The following is a 19,593-nucleotide window of genomic DNA, read 5'->3' as shown; positions in this document are numbered from 1 at the left end:
ATAAATTGGCGCGGGTTGTTTTTCGTGACGCACGAATTTATCTCATTCAATGGCTGACTAAAATTCGTCACACTCTTAGCCAGAGACAATCTCTTAATACAGACAAAGAGCATCTGCGAAAAATTGTACGCGCGATGTTCTGGCTGATGCTGCTTATTATTTCTGCAAAAATGGCGTATTCACTCTGGCGCTATATCTCCTTTTCTGCGGAATATACATCGCCTTCTCCATCGGCGAATAAACCGGCACGTGCGGATGCAAAAACGTTTGAGCAAAAAGACGTGCAATTAATCAGCCAGCAAAACTGGTTTGGCAAATATCAGCCCGTCGCCGCGCCGGTAAAACAACCCGAACCTGTGCCTGTGGCAGAAACGCGTCTTAACGTGGTGCTGCGCGGGATCGCCTTTGGTGCCAGACCCGGCGCGGTTATTGAAGAAGGCGGCAAACAGCAGGTCTATTTACAGGGGGAACGGCTTGGCTCTCACAACGCGGTGATTGAGGAAATCAATCGCGACCATGTGATGCTGCGCTATCAGGGAAAAATGGAGCGCCTGAGTCTGGCAGAAGAGGAGCGTTCCACCGTAGCCGTGACCAACAAAAAAGCCGTCAGTGACGAAGTAAAGCAAGCTGTTGCCGAACCTACTGCCAGTGCGCCAGTTGAGATCCCGGTTGCCGTGCGTCAGGCGCTGGCGAAAGATCCGCAGAAAATTTTTAACTATATCCAGCTTACGCCCGTGCGTAAGGAGGGGATTGTCGGTTATGCAGTGAAACCGGGGGTAGATCGTTCTCTGTTCGATGCCAGCGGTTTCAAGGACGGCGATATCGCCATTGCGCTAAATCAGCAGGATTTTACTGATCCGCGAGCAATGATTGCTCTGATGCGGCAGTTACCTTCAATGGATTCCATTCAACTTACGGTTTTACGCAAGGGTGCGCGCTACGATATTTCCATCGCGCTGCGCTAACCGCATTTAATCCAGGAGAATCATTCATCGTGTTTTGGCGTGATATTACGTTGTCGGTCTGGCGTAAGAAGACAACTGGCCTCAAAACAAAAAAGCGTTTACTGCCGCTGGTGCTGGCAGCGGCATTATGTAGTTCACCGGTCTGGGCGGAAGAAGCCACCTTCACCGCCAATTTTAAAGATACCGACCTGAAATCGTTCATCGAAACCGTCGGCGCTAACCTTAATAAAACCATCATTATGGGGCCGGGCGTGCAGGGGAAAGTGAGTATTCGTACCATGACCCCGCTCAATGAACGCCAGTATTACCAGCTATTCCTTAACCTGCTGGAAGCACAGGGGTATGCCGTCGTACCGATGGAAAACGACGTGCTGAAGGTGGTGAAATCCAGTGCCGCGAAAGTCGAGCCGCTGCCGCTGGTCGGTGAAGGTAGCGACAACTACGCGGGTGATGAAATGGTCACTAAAGTGGTGCCGGTACGCAATGTGTCGGTACGCGAGCTGGCACCGATTCTGCGCCAGATGATCGACAGCGCAGGCTCAGGCAATGTTGTTAATTACGATCCCTCCAACGTGATTATGCTTACCGGACGTGCCTCGGTCGTGGAACGGCTGACGGAAGTGATCCAGCGCGTGGATCATGCGGGAAACCGCACCGAAGAGGTGATCCCGCTGGATAACGCCTCGGCTTCGGAAATTGCTCGCGTGCTGGAAAGCCTGACTAAAAACAGCGGCGAGAACCAGCCAGCGACGCTGAAATCACAGATTGTCGCCGATGAACGCACCAACAGCGTGATTGTCAGTGGTGACCCTGCCACGCGGGACAAAATGCGCCGCCTGATCCGTCGTCTGGACTCAGAAATGGAGCGCAGCGGCAACAGCCAGGTGTTCTATCTCAAATACAGCAAAGCCGAAGATCTGGTCGATGTTCTGAAACAGGTCAGCGGCACACTCACCGCCGCCAAAGAAGAGGCGGAAGGCACGGTCGGTAGCGGGCGTGAGGTTGTCTCCATCGCAGCCAGCAAACACAGTAATGCCCTGATTGTTACCGCGCCGCAGGACATCATGCAGTCGCTGCAAAGCGTGATTGAACAACTGGATATTCGCCGTGCTCAGGTGCATGTCGAGGCGTTGATCGTGGAAGTTGCCGAAGGCAGCAATATCAACTTCGGCGTGCAGTGGGCGTCGAAAGATGCCGGATTAATGCAGTTTGCTAACGGTACGCAGATCCCTATTGGCACGCTGGGGGCGGCGATTTCTCAGGCAAAACCGCAGAAAGGCTCCACGGTGATCAGCGAAAACGGTGCCACCACCATTAACCCGGATACCAACGGCGATCTCTCCACGCTCGCCCAGCTACTTTCCGGCTTTAGCGGTACGGCGGTTGGCGTGGTGAAAGGCGACTGGATGGCGCTGGTACAGGCGGTTAAAAACGACTCCAGCTCGAACGTCCTTTCCACGCCGAGCATCACCACGCTGGACAACCAGGAAGCCTTCTTCATGGTGGGCCAGGACGTTCCGGTATTAACTGGATCTACCGTTGGCTCCAATAACAGCAATCCTTTCAACACGGTAGAAAGGAAAAAAGTCGGCATCATGCTGAAAGTCACGCCGCAGATTAACGAAGGTAACGCGGTACAGATGGTGATTGAGCAGGAAGTCTCGAAGGTGGAAGGGCAGACCAGCCTCGACGTCGTGTTTGGTGAGCGCAAACTGAAGACCACCGTGCTGGCTAACGACGGTGAGCTGATCGTGCTTGGCGGTCTGATGGATGACCAGGCGGGAGAAAGTGTGGCGAAAGTGCCGTTGCTGGGCGATATCCCGTTGATTGGTAACCTGTTTAAATCGACGGCAGATAAAAAAGAAAAACGTAACCTGATGGTGTTTATCCGCCCGACGATTCTGCGTGACGGTATGGCGGCAGACGGCGTGTCGCAGCGCAAATATAACTATATGCGTGCCGAGCAGATCTATCGCGATGAGCAAGGCTTAAGCCTGATGCCGCACACCGCGCAGCCGGTACTGCCAGCGCAAAACCAGGCCTTACCGCCGGAAGTACGCGCATTCCTTAATGCCGGGAGAACGCGTTAATGGTGCCTGTAGCACAGGAAAACATCGCTAACACCGTGCGTCTGCCCTACAGTTTCAGCCGTCGGTTTAGCCTGGTGGCATGGTGCGAATCGTCGCTGGAGATCCTCCACGTCCACCCGTTGTCGCTCTCTGTTTTGCAGGAGCTGCAACGGGGGCTGAACGCGCCCTTTACGCTGCGGCAAATCGACGAAGCCGAATTTGAACAGCGACTGAATGCGGTCTGGCAGCGGGACTCTTCCGAGGCTCGCCAGCTGATGGAAGATCTCGGTTCTGCTGAGGACTTTTTTACCCTCGCAGAAGAGCTGCCGGAAACGGAAGATCTGCTGGAAAGTGACGACGATGCGCCGATCATCAAACTGATCAACGCCATGCTGGCAGAGGCGATTAAAGAAGGCGCTTCGGATATCCACATCGAGACGTTTGAAAAGAGTCTGGTGATCCGTTTTCGCGTTGACGGCACATTACATGAAATGCTGCGACCGGGGCGCAAACTGGCCTCGTTGCTGGTATCGCGTATCAAGGTGATGGCGCGGCTGGATATTGCCGAAAAACGCGTACCGCAGGATGGACGTATTGCGCTGCTGCTGGGCGGTCGGGCGATTGACGTGCGTGTCTCCACCATGCCTTCCGCCTGGGGCGAGCGCGTGGTACTGCGACTGCTGGACAAAAACCAGGCTCGCCTGACGCTGGAACGTCTGGGTTTAAGTCATGAACTGACCGCGCAATTGCGCCAGCTACTGCACAAACCGCACGGTATTTTTCTGGTGACGGGGCCGACGGGTTCCGGCAAAAGCACTACGCTGTACGCCGGATTGCAGGAGTTGAACAACCACTCGCGCAACATTCTCACGGTTGAAGACCCCATCGAATACATGATTGAAGGGATCGGTCAGACGCAGGTCAACACCCGCGTCGGGATGACCTTCGCCCGTGGCCTGCGCGCGATTTTGCGTCAGGATCCGGATGTGGTGATGGTGGGTGAAATCCGCGATACCGAAACCGCAGAAATCGCCGTCCAGGCGTCATTGACCGGACACTTGGTACTGTCAACCCTGCATACCAACACGGCGGTGGGGGCGATCACACGTTTGCAGGATATGGGCGTGGAGCCTTTCCTGCTCTCTTCCAGTCTGACGGGCGTGATGGCGCAGCGACTGGTTCGCACGCTGTGCCCCGACTGCCGCCAGCCCGCGCCTGCCACTGACGAAGAAAAACGCCTGTTGGGGATTACCGATGCGCGTACCGTCACTCTGTACCATCCGCAGGGCTGTCCCGCCTGTAATCACAAAGGTTTTCGCGGGCGTACTGCCATCCATGAGTTGATCGTGGTGGACGCCACATTGCGTGATTTGATCCACCGTCAGGCCGGGGAACTGGAGCTGGAACGTTATGTCCGGCAACACTCTGCGGGTATCCGCAGCAACGGCATTGAGAAAGTGCTCGCCGGAGAAACCTCTCTCGATGAAGTGCTGCGGGTAACCATGGAGGCGTAATGGCACTGTTTTACTATCAGGCGCTGGAGCGTAATGGTCGCAAAACCAAAGGCATGATTGAGGCGGATTCCGCGCGTCATGCCCGCCAGTTGTTGCGCGGTAAAGAGCTTATCCCCGTGCACATTGAAGCCCGGCTGAATGCTTCGTCAGGGGGAATGTTGCAGCGTCGGCGACACGCACATCGTCGCGTGGCGGCGGCAGATCTGGCGCTGTTCACTCGTCAACTGGCAACGCTGGTGCAGGCAGCAATGCCGCTGGAAACCTGCTTACAGGCTGTCAGTGAGCAAAGTGAAAAACTGCATGTAAAAAGCCTCGGTATGGCGCTACGCAGCCGGATTCAGGAAGGTTATACCCTGTCGGACAGCCTGCGCGAACATCCCCGCGTCTTTGATTCTCTGTTTTGTTCGATGGTGGCTGCCGGAGAAAAATCCGGGCATCTCGATGTGGTGCTCAATCGCCTGGCGGATTACACCGAACAGCGGCAGCGCCTGAAATCACGCCTGCTGCAGGCCATGCTCTATCCGCTGGTACTGCTGGTGGTGGCAACGGGCGTGGTCACTATTTTGCTGACGGCAGTGGTGCCGAAAATCATCGAACAGTTTGATCATCTCGGACACGCGCTGCCTGCCTCCACCCGAATGCTCATCGCCATGAGCGACACGTTACAGACCAGCGGCGTTTACTGGCTGGTAGGTTTGCTGGGGCTTCTGGTGCTGGGGCAACGGTTACTCAAAAATCCTGCCATGCGCCTGCGCTGGGATAAAACCTTGCTGCGTTTGCCCGTGACTGGGCGTGTTGCGCGCGGGCTGAATACAGCGCGTTTTTCCCGCACGTTAAGCATCCTCACCGCCAGCAGTGTTCCGCTACTGGAAGGCATTCAGACCGCTGCCGCCGTGTCGGCAAATCGTTATGTCGAGCAACAACTGCTGCTGGCGGCAGATCGCGTTCGCGAAGGAAGCAGTCTGCGCGCCGCGCTGGCGGAGCTTCGCCTGTTCCCGCCGATGATGTTGTACATGATCGCCTCCGGTGAACAGAGCGGCGAGCTGGAAACCATGCTTGAACAGGCCGCAGTCAACCAGGAGCGGGAGTTTGATACCCAGGTGGGGCTGGCGTTGGGGCTGTTTGAGCCTGCTCTGGTGGTGATGATGGCGGGCGTGGTGCTGTTTATCGTCATCGCCATCCTCGAGCCGATGCTGCAACTGAACAATATGGTTGGAATGTAATTTACGGAGTTATCACATGAATTCATTATCCCGCACACAAAAACCACGGGCAGGTTTTACCCTGCTGGAAGTGATGGTGGTGATTGTTATTCTTGGCGTTCTGGCAAGCCTGGTGGTGCCTAACCTGCTGGGCAACAAAGAAAAAGCGGACAGGCAAAAAGCCATCAGCGATATCGTGGCACTGGAAAACGCGCTGGATATGTACCGACTGGATAACGGGCGTTATCCGACCACCGAGCAGGGGCTTGAGGCGCTGATCCAGCAACCGGCCAATATGGCGGATTCCCGCAACTACCGTCCAGGTGGATACATTAAACGACTGCCAAAAGATCCGTGGGGCAATGATTATCAGTATCTCAGCCCCGGTGAAAAAGGGATGTTTGATGTTTACACCTTAGGGGCGGATGGTCAGGAAAACGGGGAAGGCGCTGGCGCAGATATCGGTAACTGGAATTTGCAGGAGTTTCAGTAATCAGTGCCTGGACGCGGATTCACTCTTCTGGAAATCATGCTGGTGATTTTCCTTATCGGCCTTGCCAGTGTGGGCGTGGTACAGACTTTTGCGACCGATTCTGAATCGCCTGCGAAAAAAGCGGCGCAGGATTTTCTGACTCGCTTTGCGCAGTTTAAGGACAGGGCAGTGATCGAAGGGAAAACACTCGGTGTGTTAATCGACCCGCCAGGCTATCAGTTTATGCAGCGTCGTCAGGGGCAGTGGTTGCCCGTTTCTGCGACCCGGTTATCGGCACAGGTTACGGTGTCGAAACAGGTGCAGATGCTGTTACAACCCGGAAGTGATATCTGGCAGAAAGAGTATGCGCTGGAGCTGCAACGTCGTCGCCTGACGCTGCATGATATTGAACTGGAACTGCAAAAAGAGGCGAAAAAGAAGACTCCGCAGATCCGCTTCTCGCCTTTTGAACCCGCCACGCCGTTTACGCTGCGCTTCTACTCGGCGGCGCAAAACGCATGTTGGGCGGTAAAGCTGGCGCACGATGGCGCGTTATCCCTCAATCAATGTGATGAGAGGATGCCATGAAGCGCGGATTTACGTTGCTGGAAGTGATGCTCGCGCTGGCGATTTTTGCGCTAGCTGCCACGGCGGTACTACAGATTGCCAGCGGTGCGCTGAGTAATCAGCAGGTTCTTGAGGAGAAAACGGTAGCGGGCTGGGTAGCTGAAAACCAGACCGCACTGCTCTACCTGATGACCCGCGAACAACGGGCGGTCAGGCATCAGGGCGAGAGCGATATGGCAGGAAGCCGCTGGTACTGGCGAACTACACCGCTGAATACCGGTAACGCGCTGCTCCAGGCGGTGGATATTGAAGTCAGCCGTCATGAAGACTTTTCGTCGGTGATCCAGTCACGACGCGCCTGGTTTAGCGCCGTGGGAGGCCAACAGTGAGAAGGACTCGCGCTGGTTTCACATTACTGGAAATGCTGGTGGCAATCGCCATTTTTGCCTCGCTGGCACTGATGGCGCAGCAGGTGACAAACGGCGTCACGCGCGTGAATAGCGCCGTCGCCGAACACGATCAAAAACTAAACCTCATGCAGCAAACGATGAGTTTTCTGACCCACGATCTGACACAAATGATGCCACGCCCGGTAAGAGGCGAGCAGGGGCAGCGGGAACCGGCGTTACTGGCTGGCGCTGGCGTGCTGGCGTCTGAGAGTGAAGGGATACGCTTTGTGCGTGGTGGTGTGGTTAATCCGTTGATGCGCCTGCCGCGCAGTAATCTGCTTACCGTCGGTTACCGCATTCATGACGGTTATCTTGAACGATTGTCCTGGCCGCTGACCGATGCAGCAGGCAGCGTGAAGCCAACAACGCAAAAATTAATCCCGGCAGATTCGCTCCGTTTGCAATTCTACGACGGCACGCGCTGGCAGGAGAGTTGGTCGTCAGTGCAGGCGATCCCTGTGGCGGTGCGCATGACCCTGCATTCGCCACAATGGGGCGAGATTGAACGCATCTGGTTGTTACGCGGGCCGCAATTATCATGATCACCTCACCACCAAAACGCGGAATGGCACTGGTCGTGGTGCTGATATTGCTGGCGGTCATAATGCTGGTAACCATCACGCTTTCCGGGCGGATGCAGCAACAACTTGGGCGAACGCGCAGCCAGCAGGAGTACCAGCAGGCGCTGTGGTACAGCGCCAGTGCTGAAAGCCTGGCGCTGAGCGCGCTCAGTCTGAGCCTAAAAAATGAACAACGCGTGCATCTGGCACAGCCGTGGGCTTCCGGCCCTCGTTTCTTCCCTCTGCCGCAGGGGCAAATTGCCGTCACCCTGCGCGACGCACAGGCCTGCTTTAACCTGAATGCCCTCGCTCAGCCGACGACGGCATCGCGTCCGCTCGCGGTACAACAGTTGATTGCCCTGATCTCGCGCCTGGATGTGCCAGCTTATCGAGCTGAACTGATAGCCGAAAGCCTGTGGGAGTTTATTGACGAGGATCGCAGCGTGCAGACGCGGCTGGGGCGTGAAGACAGCGAGTATCTCGCCCGCTCGGTGCCGTTCTATGCCGCTAATCAACCGCTGGCTGATATTAGCGAGATGCGCGTGGTGCAGGGAATGGACGCCGGACTTTATCAAAAACTGAAACCGCTGGTTTGTGCGCTGCCGATGACCCGCCAGCAAATCAACATCAACACATTAGACGTCACGCAAAGCGTGATTCTTGAGGCGCTGTTTGACCCGTGGTTAAGCCCTGTTCAGGCGCGGGCGTTATTACAACAACGTCCGGCGAAGGGGTGGGAAGATGTCGATCAGTTTCTTGCGCAGCCGCTACTTGCTGACGTCGATGAGCGTACTAAAAAACAGCTAAAAACCGTCCTGAGCGTGGACAGCAATTACTTCTGGCTGCGTTCGGATATCACCGTGAATGAGATTGAACTGACGATGAACTCGTTAATTGTCCGCATGGGGCCACAACACTTTTCGGTTCTCTGGCATCAGACAGGAGAAAGTGAGTGAGTTCCATCCTTGAGATTTTTTTCCCGCTTTGCGCCTCCGATACCGTCCGTTGGCAGCGCCGTACACCCGACGTGGAGCACGGTATCTGGCCTGACGTTGCTGACGAACGTCTCCAACAATGGCTGCAAACTGATGCGATTCGGCTCTACATTCCCGGCGAATGGAGCAGCGTCTGGCAGGTTGAACTGCCTGATGTCGCCCGTAAGCAGATACCGACTATTCTGCCCGCCTTACTGGAAGAAGAGCTGAACCAGGATATCGATGAACTGCATTTCGCCCCGTTGAAAATCGACCAGCAACTGGCAACCGTGGCAGTGATTCACCAACAGCATATGCGCAACATTGCGCAGTGGTTGCAGGAAAACGGCATCACCCGCGCTACCGTCGCGCCGGACTGGATGTCCATTCCTTGTGGCTATATGGCTGGCGATGCGCAACGAGTTATCTGCCGCATCAATGAGTGCCGGGGATGGAGCGCCGGGCGGGCGCTGGCTCCGGTCATGTTACGCGCACAGCTCAATGAGCAGGATTTACCGCTTTCGTTGACCGTGGTCGGTATTGCGCCGGAAGAGCTATCTACATGGGCTGATGCGGACGCAGAACGCCTGACAATCACGGCACTACCAGCCATTACCACATTCGGAGAACCAGAAGGGAACTTGCTAAGCGGCCAGTGGCAGCCTCGCGTCAGCTACCGAAAACAGTGGGCGCGCTGGCGGGTGATGATTCTGCCGATATTGCTGATTCTGGTTGCGCTGGTAGTGGAACGGGGCGTGACGTTATGGAGCGTCAGCGAACAGGTGGCGCAAAGCCGCACCCAGGCGGAGAAACAGTTCTTAACGCTATTCCCGGAGCAGAAGCGGATTGTGAATTTACGCTCTCAGGTGACGATGGCGCTGAAAAAATATCGCCCACAGGCCGACGATACCCGGCTGCTCGCAGAATTGTCAGCGATCGCCAGTACCCTGAAATCAGCGTCACTTACCGACATCGAAATGCGTGGTTTCACCTTTGATCAAAAACGCCAGACGTTCCACCTTCAGTTGCGGGCAGCAAACTTTGCCAGTTTCGACAAACTGCGTAGCGCACTGGCAACTGATTATGTTGTGCAACAGGACGCGTTACAGAAAGAGGGTGATGCGGTTTCCGGCGGCGTAACGTTGCGGAGGAAATATCATGTTACGCGATAAATTTATTCACTATTTTCAGCAATGGCGTGAACGCCAGTTAAGCCGTGGCGAACACTGGCTGGCTCAACATCTCGCGGGGCGTTCGCCGCGCGAAAAGGGCATGTTACTGGCTGCGGCGGTGTTTCTGTTTAGCGCCGGATATTACGTCCTCATCTGGCAACCTTTGAGCGAACGGATTGAGCAACAGGAGACGATGTTGCAGCAGCTGGTGGCGATGAATACCCGACTGAAGAGCGCCGCGCCGGATATTATCGCAGCGCGAAAATCCGCCACAACAACGCCTGCGCAGGTATCGCGGGTCATTAGTGACAGTGCTTCGGCGCATTCAGTGGTCATTAAGCGGATAGCTGAGCGCGGGGAGAATATTCAGGTCTGGATAGATCCTGTGGTGTTTAATGACCTGCTGAACTGGTTAAACGCGCTGGATGAAAAGTATGCGCTGCGGGTGACACAAATTGATGTCAGCGCAGGTGAGAAGCCAGGGATGGTGAATGTGCAGCGACTGGAGTTGATAAGAGGATAAGTGTTCCAGTAAATTCCCTGTGAAATTCAGCCCGAAAGGTGAGTGTATAATCTTCTTATCCACTCACCGAATTGAATATTTTTGCAATAATAAATATCCCATTCCTCTCATCACTGAATGTTCTGCAAAACAACAGATACGAGTTCTCTCCTGAAACAGCCCAGCGTCCTATAAATATGCTTAAGTGTGGCAATACATCATGACCATTAATAGATGTAATGAATCATTGGGTGGCAATTGATAGGTCAAAACATATAGGATAATTCTTGTGTGATCTGTATTTTGTGTAGCCTGGAAATTACTAAAATTCCTGGAGACAATCAGAAAGGAAATTTTAAGTAAGTAAAATAATTTCCACAGAAACTATCCGTCGATTTGAAACAATGTCTGCTCAGGTATATCTACTGAGGGATAGTGCTGGCTGTAACACTGGTTAAAATAAACGCGCTAAATAATCAAGACATATATTTTAATCGACAACAATAATTGCTGCCGGAATTATTCCTGCGACTTAAATAACATTGTTTAAATGTGATGAATATCACAAATATGACCGCAAAGAGGGGACTGAAGATATAAATAAGAAGTACATGAGTGAATTTTAAATAGGGAAATAGTTTCTCGGTAAACAATTGATTGGTAATAAATTCGTGCGTTCTGGTGTGAAACAGATTGCAGGTGTTGCTACGCATAAAATTTATAGGTGGTGTTATAATCCAGTAGTTAACAGTAAAAGCAAAAATAATTTCTTGCGAAATTAAAAGCTCATTTTGAATAAGTGTGTTCCGGAGTAATCCAGAATGCATGGTGCTTTACATCTTTTTTACCCATACAGGCTAAGCAAAAAGAGTTACGCATAATTTCCTGAGAAATTAACTCTACATTCTAAAACGGCCAGTTTTCTGAAATTACCAGAAGACCGAATACATTCATGCCTGAAGAATGGATTAGAAAAAATGAGACGGAAATAGATCAATTTATCCCTGCGGAAATAATTTCTGCTGAAATTGTTTGCGGTTATTAAAAAGTCAAACCGTCTGAACGTATTTTATCCAATTACAAACAAGTATTACCTCCAGTGTATTGGTAGCTGTTAAGCCAAGGGCGGTAGCGTACCTGAAGAGATTAGGATCACATCATCAAATGGCAAGAAGTGGATTTGAAGTCCAGAAAGTCACCGTAGAGGCATTATTTCTACGAGAAATACGAACACGTTTTGGTAAGTTTCGTCTGGGGTATTTGTGGGCGATTCTCGAACCCTCTGCGCATTTGCTGATACTGTTGGGCATTTTTGGTTACATTATGCACCGCACGATGCCAGATATCTCGTTCCCGGTGTTCTTACTTAATGGCCTGATTCCCTTTTTTATCTTTAGCAGTATCAGCAAACGTTCTGTCGGCGCTATTGAAGCGAACCAGGGGCTGTTTAATTATCGTCCAGTAAAACCCATCGATACGATCATTGCACGTGCACTGCTTGAGACACTGATTTACGTTGCTGTTTATATTCTGCTTATGCTCATTGTCAGGATGGCAGGCGAATATTTCGAGATAACAAATTTTTTACAACTTGTGGCTACCTGGAGTCTGCTGATCATACTTTCATGCAGCATTGGCTTAATATTCATGGTCGTTGGTAAAACCTTCCCCGAAATGCAAAAGGTTCTACCGATACTTCTTAAGCCTCTTTATTTCATCTCCTGCATCATGTTCCCTCTGCACTCAATTCCTAAGCAATATTGGTCTTATCTTCTCTGGAACCCGTTAGTACATGTGGTGGAGCTAAGCCGCGAGGCCGTCATGCCTGGCTATATAAGCGAAGGTGTGAGTCTGAACTACCTGGCAATGTTCACATTGATAACCCTGTTCATTGGTCTGGCGTTATACCGAACTCGTGAGGAGGCAATGCTGACATCATGATTAAGATTGAGAATTTGACGAAGTCATATCGCACGCCAACGGGGCGACACTATGTGTTTAAGGATTTAAACATCGAAATCCCTTCAGGAAAAAGCGTTGCCTTTATTGGTCGCAACGGCGCAGGTAAATCAACGTTGCTGAGAATGATTGGCGGCATCGACCGCCCCGATAGCGGAAAGATCATCACCAATAAAACGATATCATGGCCAGTCGGCCTCGCCGGTGGATTCCAGGGAAGTTTAACCGGACGCGAAAACGTAAAATTTGTTGCGCGGTTATACGCGAAGCAAGAAGAACTGAAAGAGAAAATAGAGTTTGTTGAAGAATTTGCCGAACTTGGTAAGTACTTTGATATGCCGATCAAAACTTACTCATCTGGTATGCGATCGCGTTTAGGCTTTGGTTTAAGCATGGCCTTTAAGTTTGATTATTATATCGTCGATGAAGTAACCGCAGTCGGTGATGCCAGGTTTAAAGAGAAGTGCGCTCATTTATTTAAAGAAAGGCATAAAGAGTCTAGCTTTTTAATGGTTTCACATAGTTTGAATTCATTGAAAGAGTTTTGTGATGTGGCGATTGTTTTTAAAAACGATAATAGGGTTAGTTTTCATGAGAATGTTCAGGAGGGGGTAGAAAAATATCGAGCAGAACAAAGCCGCAAATAGCATTTATTTATATAAATCTGAAATAATTTTATACTCTCTATTTATAACAAATAATCAATATCGAATGTGTGACGTTGATATTTTGAGTTTAATTTGTGTATATGATGTAAAATAATGGTATTCATTGATACCATGCCGGAGCTGATTGATGAAACGTATATATGTAACTTCTGACTTCCTTATGACTAGCGGAGATGAGCAGGATAATAATATTCGCTGGGTATATGACTTTATAAGTCGACCTATAGAAATAGCGACATCTTTTGATGCGAAATGTTTTTCAACTAAAAAATGGAATGTTTTAAATTTTGACAGAAAACATTTTTTTGCATTATCAAACATAGAATATGTTGAGGATAAACAGTTCTATTATGATGAGAAGGATATAAAATCAGCATCCATTAAATACATTAAAAGTATAATAAGTAATGATATTATCCTTATAGGATATGAATTATCAGAGCAAACAAGAAAAATTCTCGATAAAATAAAAGTAACATATATTGACATTTGGTTGCATCCAATAAGATATATGGATGATGTATTGTTTGGTTTAAAGTCAAACAATGAAGAAATAAATAACAAACTTTACACTTTCAATATACCAAGTGAGACGTATTATTTATATGCAGATCGTTTAAAAGTTCAAAACTATCGAGGTTATAGGAAAAATAAATCTTTTTTAAAAGATAATTCTGCATTGTTTGTGGGCCAAACACTAAACGATAAAGCAGTTTTCCATAATGGAAAAATGCTAAATTTACTTGATTTCAAAAATGTTTTTGAAAAAGTAGTTAAGAAATACAATCATGTTTATTATAGCCGGCATCCATTTGTTAAAGATGGAGATGAAGAAATAATAAACTATTTGAAAAAATTTAAAAACGTCACTCTTAATGATGACCCAACTTATCATCTCTTGGCGTCCAAAGAAATTGAATATGTTTTTTCCATTTCCTCATCTGTTGTTCATGAAGCAAAATACTTTGGCAAGGATGTGGAATTTTTATACAAACCAGTTATAACAATCGGAGATCATAAGAAAGATTATACGTCGGTGATGCACGAAATTTTCTATGGGCATTTTTGGGCTTCAATATTGTCCCCATTAATAAATGTTAATAATGTTCCGGTTGTCAGCTATTTTTCAGGAAAAGACAAAACTCGAGATGCCTTATCCTTTTATTGGGGGTATAGGAATATAGATAAAGTGGAAAGTGTAAAGCAAACAGTTTCGACGCTTTGGAATAAAACTCGAGAAATTAATGCACCAAAGAACCCGCAGCCAAAAAACAAAAAAAGTAAATCTGGGTTGTTTGATAGAATAAAAGAAAAAAAAGTAATATCTTTTGATATTTTCGATACTCTGATTACCAGGAAGTTTTATTCCCCAAGAGATTTGTTTAATCTGGTTGAAAATGAATACAATAAAAATAATGAGTCAAATTTAAAAGAATTTAAACAATTTCGTATTCTTGCTGAAAACAGAGCATTAGAAAAAGCCATTAAAAATGGAAAACAAGAATGTACACTTGATGAAATATATAATTGCCTTAAGGAAATTCTTTTTCTAACAGATAAAGAATGTTCTTGCTTAAAAAAAATTGAGATAGAGCAAGAAATAAAAAATATCATTCCTCGCAGAAGGGGAGTTGATATATTTGAATATGCAAAAAAATTAGACAAAAAAATAGTATTAACTTCAGATATGTACTTGAAATCTGATGTAATAGAAGTAATCTTACAGAAGAATAAAATAACAGGCTACGATAAAATATATTTATCTTCTGAAATAGGATTAAAGAAAAAAACAGGGGATTTATTTAAGTATGTAATAAATGATAATGGAGTAAGCAATAATGAAGTATTACATATTGGAGATAATATAGAAGGAGATGTTCGAGTACCAAGTGGCATGGGGATTAATACCTATCATATACCAAGGGCTATTGATATTGCGAAATTTTATACCCCAGAGATGAAAAACTGGGTTGATACAGTTTCCTTAAATAAAACACCATTACTTGATGCTGTGGTAACAACGATATCAAATCGTTATTACGATAATGAAAGCCAAGAGAAATCATCGCCTTACGGTGCTGATAAATTTAAATTTGGATATCAAGCCTTTGGTCCTGTTATTATTGGGTTCACATCATGGATAAAAAAAATAGCAATAGAAAATAACATCAAGAAATTATATTTTCTATCGCGTGATACCAAGGTGGCATATGATTGTTTCAATATCCTTTATCCAGATATAAATATAGAATCACATTATATTTACTCATCACGTCGTTCTGTAAGTATTCCATTATTTAAGTCAAAAAAAGATTTATTAGTGGAAGTATATAAAACAATATATTCAACAACCATATCTGCATGGCTAGAAAATCGTTTTGGTATAACTAAAGATCAATATTCTGTTGAAGTATTACAAAAATATAGTCTAAAGGATTACGATCATCCTATTGGCGGTAAGTTCAGTAAGGACAAACTTTCTCAATTAGTTTGTGAGCTTTCTGATATAATTTTGGAAAATGCTAAGCAAGAAAGAATAAACTTAATTGATTATCTATCTTCCCACGGCATGGACACTAATGAAAATATTGCGGTAGTTGATATCGGTTATGCTGCATCAATGCAATCTGCATATCAAAAAATACTTAATAAAGAAAATATTCATGGTATATATTATGCAACATTTAATAGTGCATTGAAAAATGTTTCAGATAGTTCTCTCTTGCATGGGTATAGTGTGCATCTTGAAAATCCGTCATCTCCAAAATATGGAATATGTAGCCATAGATTCTTCTATGAAACAATTTTTTGTGATGCAGACAATAGTTTTATTAAACCTATTAAAACTAATAATGGATTTGAAATCGTTAAAAGTAAATTTGATGATTCCACAAGACAAACCGTTGTAAAAGAAATACATTCTGGTGTTTTAGCTTTGGCGCACGATCTCGCAGAAAATTATTCAAGCAGTGTGTTAAATGGATATATTGATCCTAGTTTAGGAAGTTTTCTTTTCGATTCATTCTTAAAAACACCGAATGAAAATGATGCGGAAATGTTTAAGGGGGTTCTATTTGAAGATGCAACAGGTCCTAACATTCGTCGATATCTATTTGTCCCAGATGAATATAAAAATGATAAAAAAACCATTGATAATATGATTTGGAAAGAAGCTGCAGGTCTATTTATAAATTCAACGCCGTCTCAAAATGTTCAAATAAAACCTGAACCCCCAGTTAAGAATATAAATAATACAATAAGTACTAAACAAAATAAAAATGATAAGGTAAAAGCCAAACCAATTGAATGCAAGCAAAATAGAGTTGCTGTAATTGAACGAGTAATATTCGAATTGTTTTTAAAAGGTAAGAAAAAAAATAAATATCTCAGGGATCGGAGTATGTTTTTCAAAGACTCTAATAATAAGTTTATTTCGCATTATTATAAAATAATAGGAAGTAAGTTCTAACGTATTTTAAAAAGCGCCTTGTCCATAACATTATGTAAGTTTTATTCCTAATAAGGCGCATATTAATTTGCTATAGTATTAAATATAAATGTTAAGTTTATTATATGTATTTATATCTCCATTCATATTTGTTTAATGATTATAACTATTTACCGTTACAAATATATAATGTAACTTGTTTGTGATTCTCTTGTTTTTTAATTAAAGGTATATTAAAGATGACGATAATTGACATATCAGGAAAGACAATCGCGCAAAGAGCGGAAATATTTAAACCTATTGGTCTTAAATTAGACCACACAGGAGTACCAAAAGGTTTATCATTAACCTTCTCTCCCCCCATTCATCTTGTAAAAACAGAAATTCGAGGAAATATCAGTGTTGGAGCCTATTCTTTTATGCGTGGAGGAAGGCTTTGTGCTGATATTGGAAATTATTGTAGTATAGCACCGGATGTATCCATTGGAGATGGGGAGCATCCCGTCAACTGGTTAAGTACACATCCTTTTCAATATGGTCGCTCTGCTTTTAATGATTGGCTTAATGCTGAAGGTTTTAACAACACTAAGAGGCTTCCGCTTAGCATTTCAAAACGAGCTCCAATAATAGGAAATGACGTTTGGATAGGTACTCGAGTCGTTATTCTGCGCGGTGTTAAGATCGGTGATGGTGCAATTGTTGCTGCGGGTGCTGTCGTTACAAAAGACGTTCCTCCATTTGCTATTGTTGGAGGTGTTCCTGCAAAAATTTTACGTTATAGATTTGACCAAAAAGTAATTGAAAAAATTCAATTGTCACAATGGTGGAAATATGACATTAAATATCTAAAAGACATAAATTTCCAAGAGCCAGAGGCGGCAGCAGAGCAAATGTTAGAAAAAATCTCTTTAGGTATAAAAATGATTCCTGAAAATAAATATAGATTAGAATATGATAGGCTTATTATGCAGAAATAAAATTTTCTGTATGTCTATTATTATCGTCGTTAATTATCATCTTGCAGATGGTAATGCTGCCAACTTACTGATTTAGTGTATGATGGTGTTTTTGAGGTGCTCCAGTGGCTTCTGTTTCTATCAGCTGTCCCTCCTGTTCAGCTACTGACGGGGTGGTGCGTAACGGCAAAAGCACCGCCGGACATCAGCGCTATCTCTGCTCTCACTGCCGTAAAACATGGCAACTGCAGTTCACTTACACCGCTTCTCAACCCGGTACGCACCAGAAAATCATTGATATGGCCATGAATGGCGTTGGATGCCGGGCAACCGCCCGCATTATGGGCGTTGGCCTCAACACGATTTTACGTCACTTAAAAAACTCAGGCCGCAGTCGGTAACCTCGCGCATACAGCCGGGCAGTGACGTCATCGTCTGCGCGGAAATGGACGAACAGTGGGGCTATGTCGGGGCTAAATCGCGCCAGCGCTGGCTGTTTTACGCGTATGACAGGCTCCGGAAGACGGTTGTTGCGCACGTATTCGGTGAACGCACTATGGCGACGCTGGGGCGTCTTATGAGCCTGCTGTCACCCTTTGACGTGGTGATATGGATGACGGATGGCTGGCCGCTGTATGAATGCCGCCTGAAGGGAAAGCTGCACGTAATCAGCAAGCGATATACGCAGCGAATTGAGCGGCATAACCTGAATCTGAGGCAGCACCTGGCACGGCTGGGACGGAAGTCGCTGTCGTTTTCAAAATCGGTGGAGCTGCATGACAAAGTCATCGGGCATTATCTGAACATAAAACACTATCAATAAGTTAGAGTCATTACCCTGACTTTTTTATATGCAATAATAATATTTCAATTATATTGAAAAAACTCTATGAATAGCACTTATGTTCCCCATGCCGACTTATGTTCAGAACCCCATAATAAACCCCATTAACCTGCGTCTTCACCAATAAATACCACCGAAACTTCTTAAACAGTTTCATATCCGGTTTAAAATCGGCCTGCCAGAACTGGTGCAAATGCCCTTGATACGTCAAGCCCTTGATATCGTACAGGGCATTGCCCATCACTTTAAGTGGTTTGTTATGAATCAGCGCAGAGATCCCCGCCGTACTGTTAATCGTCACCACCGCTTTTGCGTGGCGTAATAATTCCGGCATCGGGAGATCGTGCACGTATATGACTCGCTCACCTAAGCCATATTCCTTACTCAACCGTTTAATTAATGGTCGATAGAGTCTGTGACCACGATCCATCGGATGATGTTTGATCACCAAATAACTTTCTTTCGGCGCTTTACGCGAAAATGAGTACATGACTTCATTAATATAGTCACGCACATCGTTATAATTGCTGTGGTTACGAATCTGGCTATCGTTATATACCTGCAAAACGGCAAGATAATAACGCTGATCCAGCTCGTTCATTAACCTCGGTAATACCTTACGCTGTGTTACCTTGTAAAGTTGCTTGCGCCAGTACGCACGAACCCAGCAACGAGCCTCATACCAGGGAGAAAACGATTTGTGGTGGCGGTAGCGAGGAAACTCATGACGGTAATGCCAGCCCATCAGGTAATACCACATCGCATGGCCTATACGTTTCATCGTTGAAGGTGTTAAGTTCTCAACATGCGGCGCAGGCATATCTGGTAACTTACGATAAAAATCCGGATCGCGCGGTAGCGATGAATATGCGTTCACTCCGCCTTCTTCAACGGTTATAAATTGCGGGCGTAAATATCCTTCTTCAAATGCCAGAAAACGGATACCTTTCGACTTTGCCCAGCGTTTTGCTTCTTTATGCAATGGGCGGCAGTCGCCAAAGCAGAGGATAGTGTCAAAGTCATATTGCCGGTGGAGATCTCGCAACCATGCGGGAAACTCTTTCGGTGTCTGGTAGTAAGCCAGATAATGTCGATGGCGGCAGTAAAAACGATCCCCGCCGTTGAATACAACATTCACAGCGTTACGGCCTAATGACTCTAGCCACTCGGCGACATCACTGAAAAAGGGTCCCATTGGCCCCTGCAATAGCAGATATTTTTTACCGGATAATAAAACGGTTAGTGCATTACCTTGCATAAATAATTTGTGTA

General features: G+C 46.8%; 17 protein-coding genes. 16 read left to right on the top strand and 1 reads right to left on the bottom strand.

Going from position 1 to position 19,593, the window contains the following annotated elements; all coding sequences use genetic code 11:
• The first annotated feature begins 5 nt into the window (after window positions 1–5).
• The 16 genes from gspC to RGV86_RS08915 all read left to right on the top strand — a co-directional run bounded on the left by gspC (window position 6) and on the right by RGV86_RS08915 (window position 18,300).
• Entirely contained in the window at window positions 6–965 is a 960-nt protein-coding gene (gene gspC / locus RGV86_RS08990) for a type II secretion system protein GspC (RefSeq protein WP_085461172.1), read from the top strand.
• Window positions 966–994: 29 nt separating this feature from the next.
• Window positions 995–3,055, top strand: a complete 2,061-nt coding sequence (gspD, locus tag RGV86_RS08985; protein WP_000498829.1) for a type II secretion system secretin GspD — start codon at window positions 995–997, stop codon at window positions 3,053–3,055.
• A complete protein-coding gene (gspE, locus tag RGV86_RS08980; protein WP_085461171.1) occupies window positions 3,055–4,548 on the top strand; it encodes a type II secretion system ATPase GspE in 1,494 nt (497 codons plus the stop codon). Before gspD ends, gspE begins: the two co-directional genes overlap by 1 nt.
• Window positions 4,548–5,771, top strand: coding sequence for a type II secretion system inner membrane protein GspF (gene gspF, locus RGV86_RS08975; protein ID WP_085461170.1), 1,224 nt, complete (start codon window positions 4,548–4,550; stop codon window positions 5,769–5,771). Before gspE ends, gspF begins: the two co-directional genes overlap by 1 nt.
• A 16-nt stretch (window positions 5,772–5,787) precedes the next feature.
• Window positions 5,788–6,243 carry a type II secretion system major pseudopilin GspG gene (gspG, locus tag RGV86_RS08970; protein WP_001087292.1) on the top strand — a complete coding sequence of 152 codons (456 nt, stop codon included), beginning with the start codon at window positions 5,788–5,790 and terminating at the stop codon, window positions 6,241–6,243.
• A gap of 3 nt (window positions 6,244–6,246) precedes the next feature.
• Window positions 6,247–6,810: a type II secretion system minor pseudopilin GspH gene (gene gspH, locus RGV86_RS08965; RefSeq protein WP_175119424.1), complete on the top strand. Its 564-nt coding sequence runs from the start codon at window positions 6,247–6,249 to the stop codon at window positions 6,808–6,810.
• Window positions 6,807–7,178, top strand: coding sequence for a type II secretion system minor pseudopilin GspI (gene gspI, locus RGV86_RS08960; RefSeq protein WP_000820131.1), 372 nt, complete (start codon window positions 6,807–6,809; stop codon window positions 7,176–7,178). The genes gspH and gspI overlap by 4 nt, the downstream gene beginning before the upstream one ends.
• Complete coding sequence (gspJ, locus tag RGV86_RS08955; RefSeq protein WP_222686690.1) at window positions 7,175–7,780, top strand: type II secretion system minor pseudopilin GspJ; 606 nt, start codon at window positions 7,175–7,177, stop codon at window positions 7,778–7,780. Before gspI ends, gspJ begins: the two co-directional genes overlap by 4 nt.
• Window positions 7,777–8,754 carry a type II secretion system minor pseudopilin GspK gene (gspK, locus tag RGV86_RS08950; RefSeq protein WP_021551394.1) on the top strand — a complete coding sequence of 326 codons (978 nt, stop codon included), beginning with the start codon at window positions 7,777–7,779 and terminating at the stop codon, window positions 8,752–8,754. The genes gspJ and gspK overlap by 4 nt, the downstream gene beginning before the upstream one ends.
• Complete coding sequence (gene gspL / locus RGV86_RS08945) at window positions 8,751–9,944, top strand: type II secretion system protein GspL (protein WP_175119422.1); 1,194 nt, start codon at window positions 8,751–8,753, stop codon at window positions 9,942–9,944. Before gspK ends, gspL begins: the two co-directional genes overlap by 4 nt.
• A complete protein-coding gene (gene yghD, locus RGV86_RS08940) occupies window positions 9,931–10,467 on the top strand; it encodes a GspM family type II secretion system protein YghD (protein ID WP_105281447.1) in 537 nt (178 codons plus the stop codon). Before gspL ends, yghD begins: the two co-directional genes overlap by 14 nt.
• 1,143 nt (window positions 10,468–11,610) lie before the next feature.
• On the top strand, window positions 11,611–12,387 hold the full coding sequence (locus tag RGV86_RS08935) for an ABC transporter permease (RefSeq protein WP_000124281.1): 777 nt from the start codon (window positions 11,611–11,613) through the stop codon (window positions 12,385–12,387).
• Window positions 12,384–13,052 carry an ABC transporter ATP-binding protein gene (locus RGV86_RS08930; RefSeq protein WP_175119560.1) on the top strand — a complete coding sequence of 223 codons (669 nt, stop codon included), beginning with the start codon at window positions 12,384–12,386 and terminating at the stop codon, window positions 13,050–13,052. The genes RGV86_RS08935 and RGV86_RS08930 overlap by 4 nt, the downstream gene beginning before the upstream one ends.
• Window positions 13,053–13,200: 148 nt before the next feature.
• Complete coding sequence (locus RGV86_RS08925; RefSeq protein ID WP_175119559.1) at window positions 13,201–16,542, top strand: HAD family hydrolase; 3,342 nt, start codon at window positions 13,201–13,203, stop codon at window positions 16,540–16,542.
• A 218-nt stretch (window positions 16,543–16,760) separates the two neighbouring features.
• Complete coding sequence (locus RGV86_RS08920; protein WP_175119558.1) at window positions 16,761–17,498, top strand: CatB-related O-acetyltransferase; 738 nt, start codon at window positions 16,761–16,763, stop codon at window positions 17,496–17,498.
• Between the two features lie 104 nt (window positions 17,499–17,602).
• Window positions 17,603–18,300 (top strand): IS1-like element IS1A family transposase gene (locus tag RGV86_RS08915; RefSeq protein ID WP_309508380.1). Its coding sequence is split into 2 segments (ribosomal slippage): window positions 17,603–17,852 and window positions 17,852–18,300, totalling 699 coding nucleotides; the frame shifts between segments, so codons are not numbered across the junction.
• Window positions 18,301–18,364: 64 nt separating this feature from the next.
• Here RGV86_RS08915 and RGV86_RS08910 read toward each other — a convergent pair.
• Complete coding sequence (locus tag RGV86_RS08910) at window positions 18,365–19,579, bottom strand: capsule polysaccharide biogenesis protein (RefSeq protein ID WP_175119557.1); 1,215 nt, start codon at window positions 19,577–19,579, stop codon at window positions 18,365–18,367.
• Window positions 19,580–19,593 lie beyond the last annotated feature (14 nt).

Source organism: Escherichia ruysiae (genome assembly GCF_031323975.1).
Taxonomy (GTDB): Bacteria; Pseudomonadota; Gammaproteobacteria; order Enterobacterales; family Enterobacteriaceae; genus Escherichia; species Escherichia ruysiae.
Note: the sequence above shows the minus strand (reverse complement) of the source record. Positions and strands in the feature narration are given on the sequence as shown.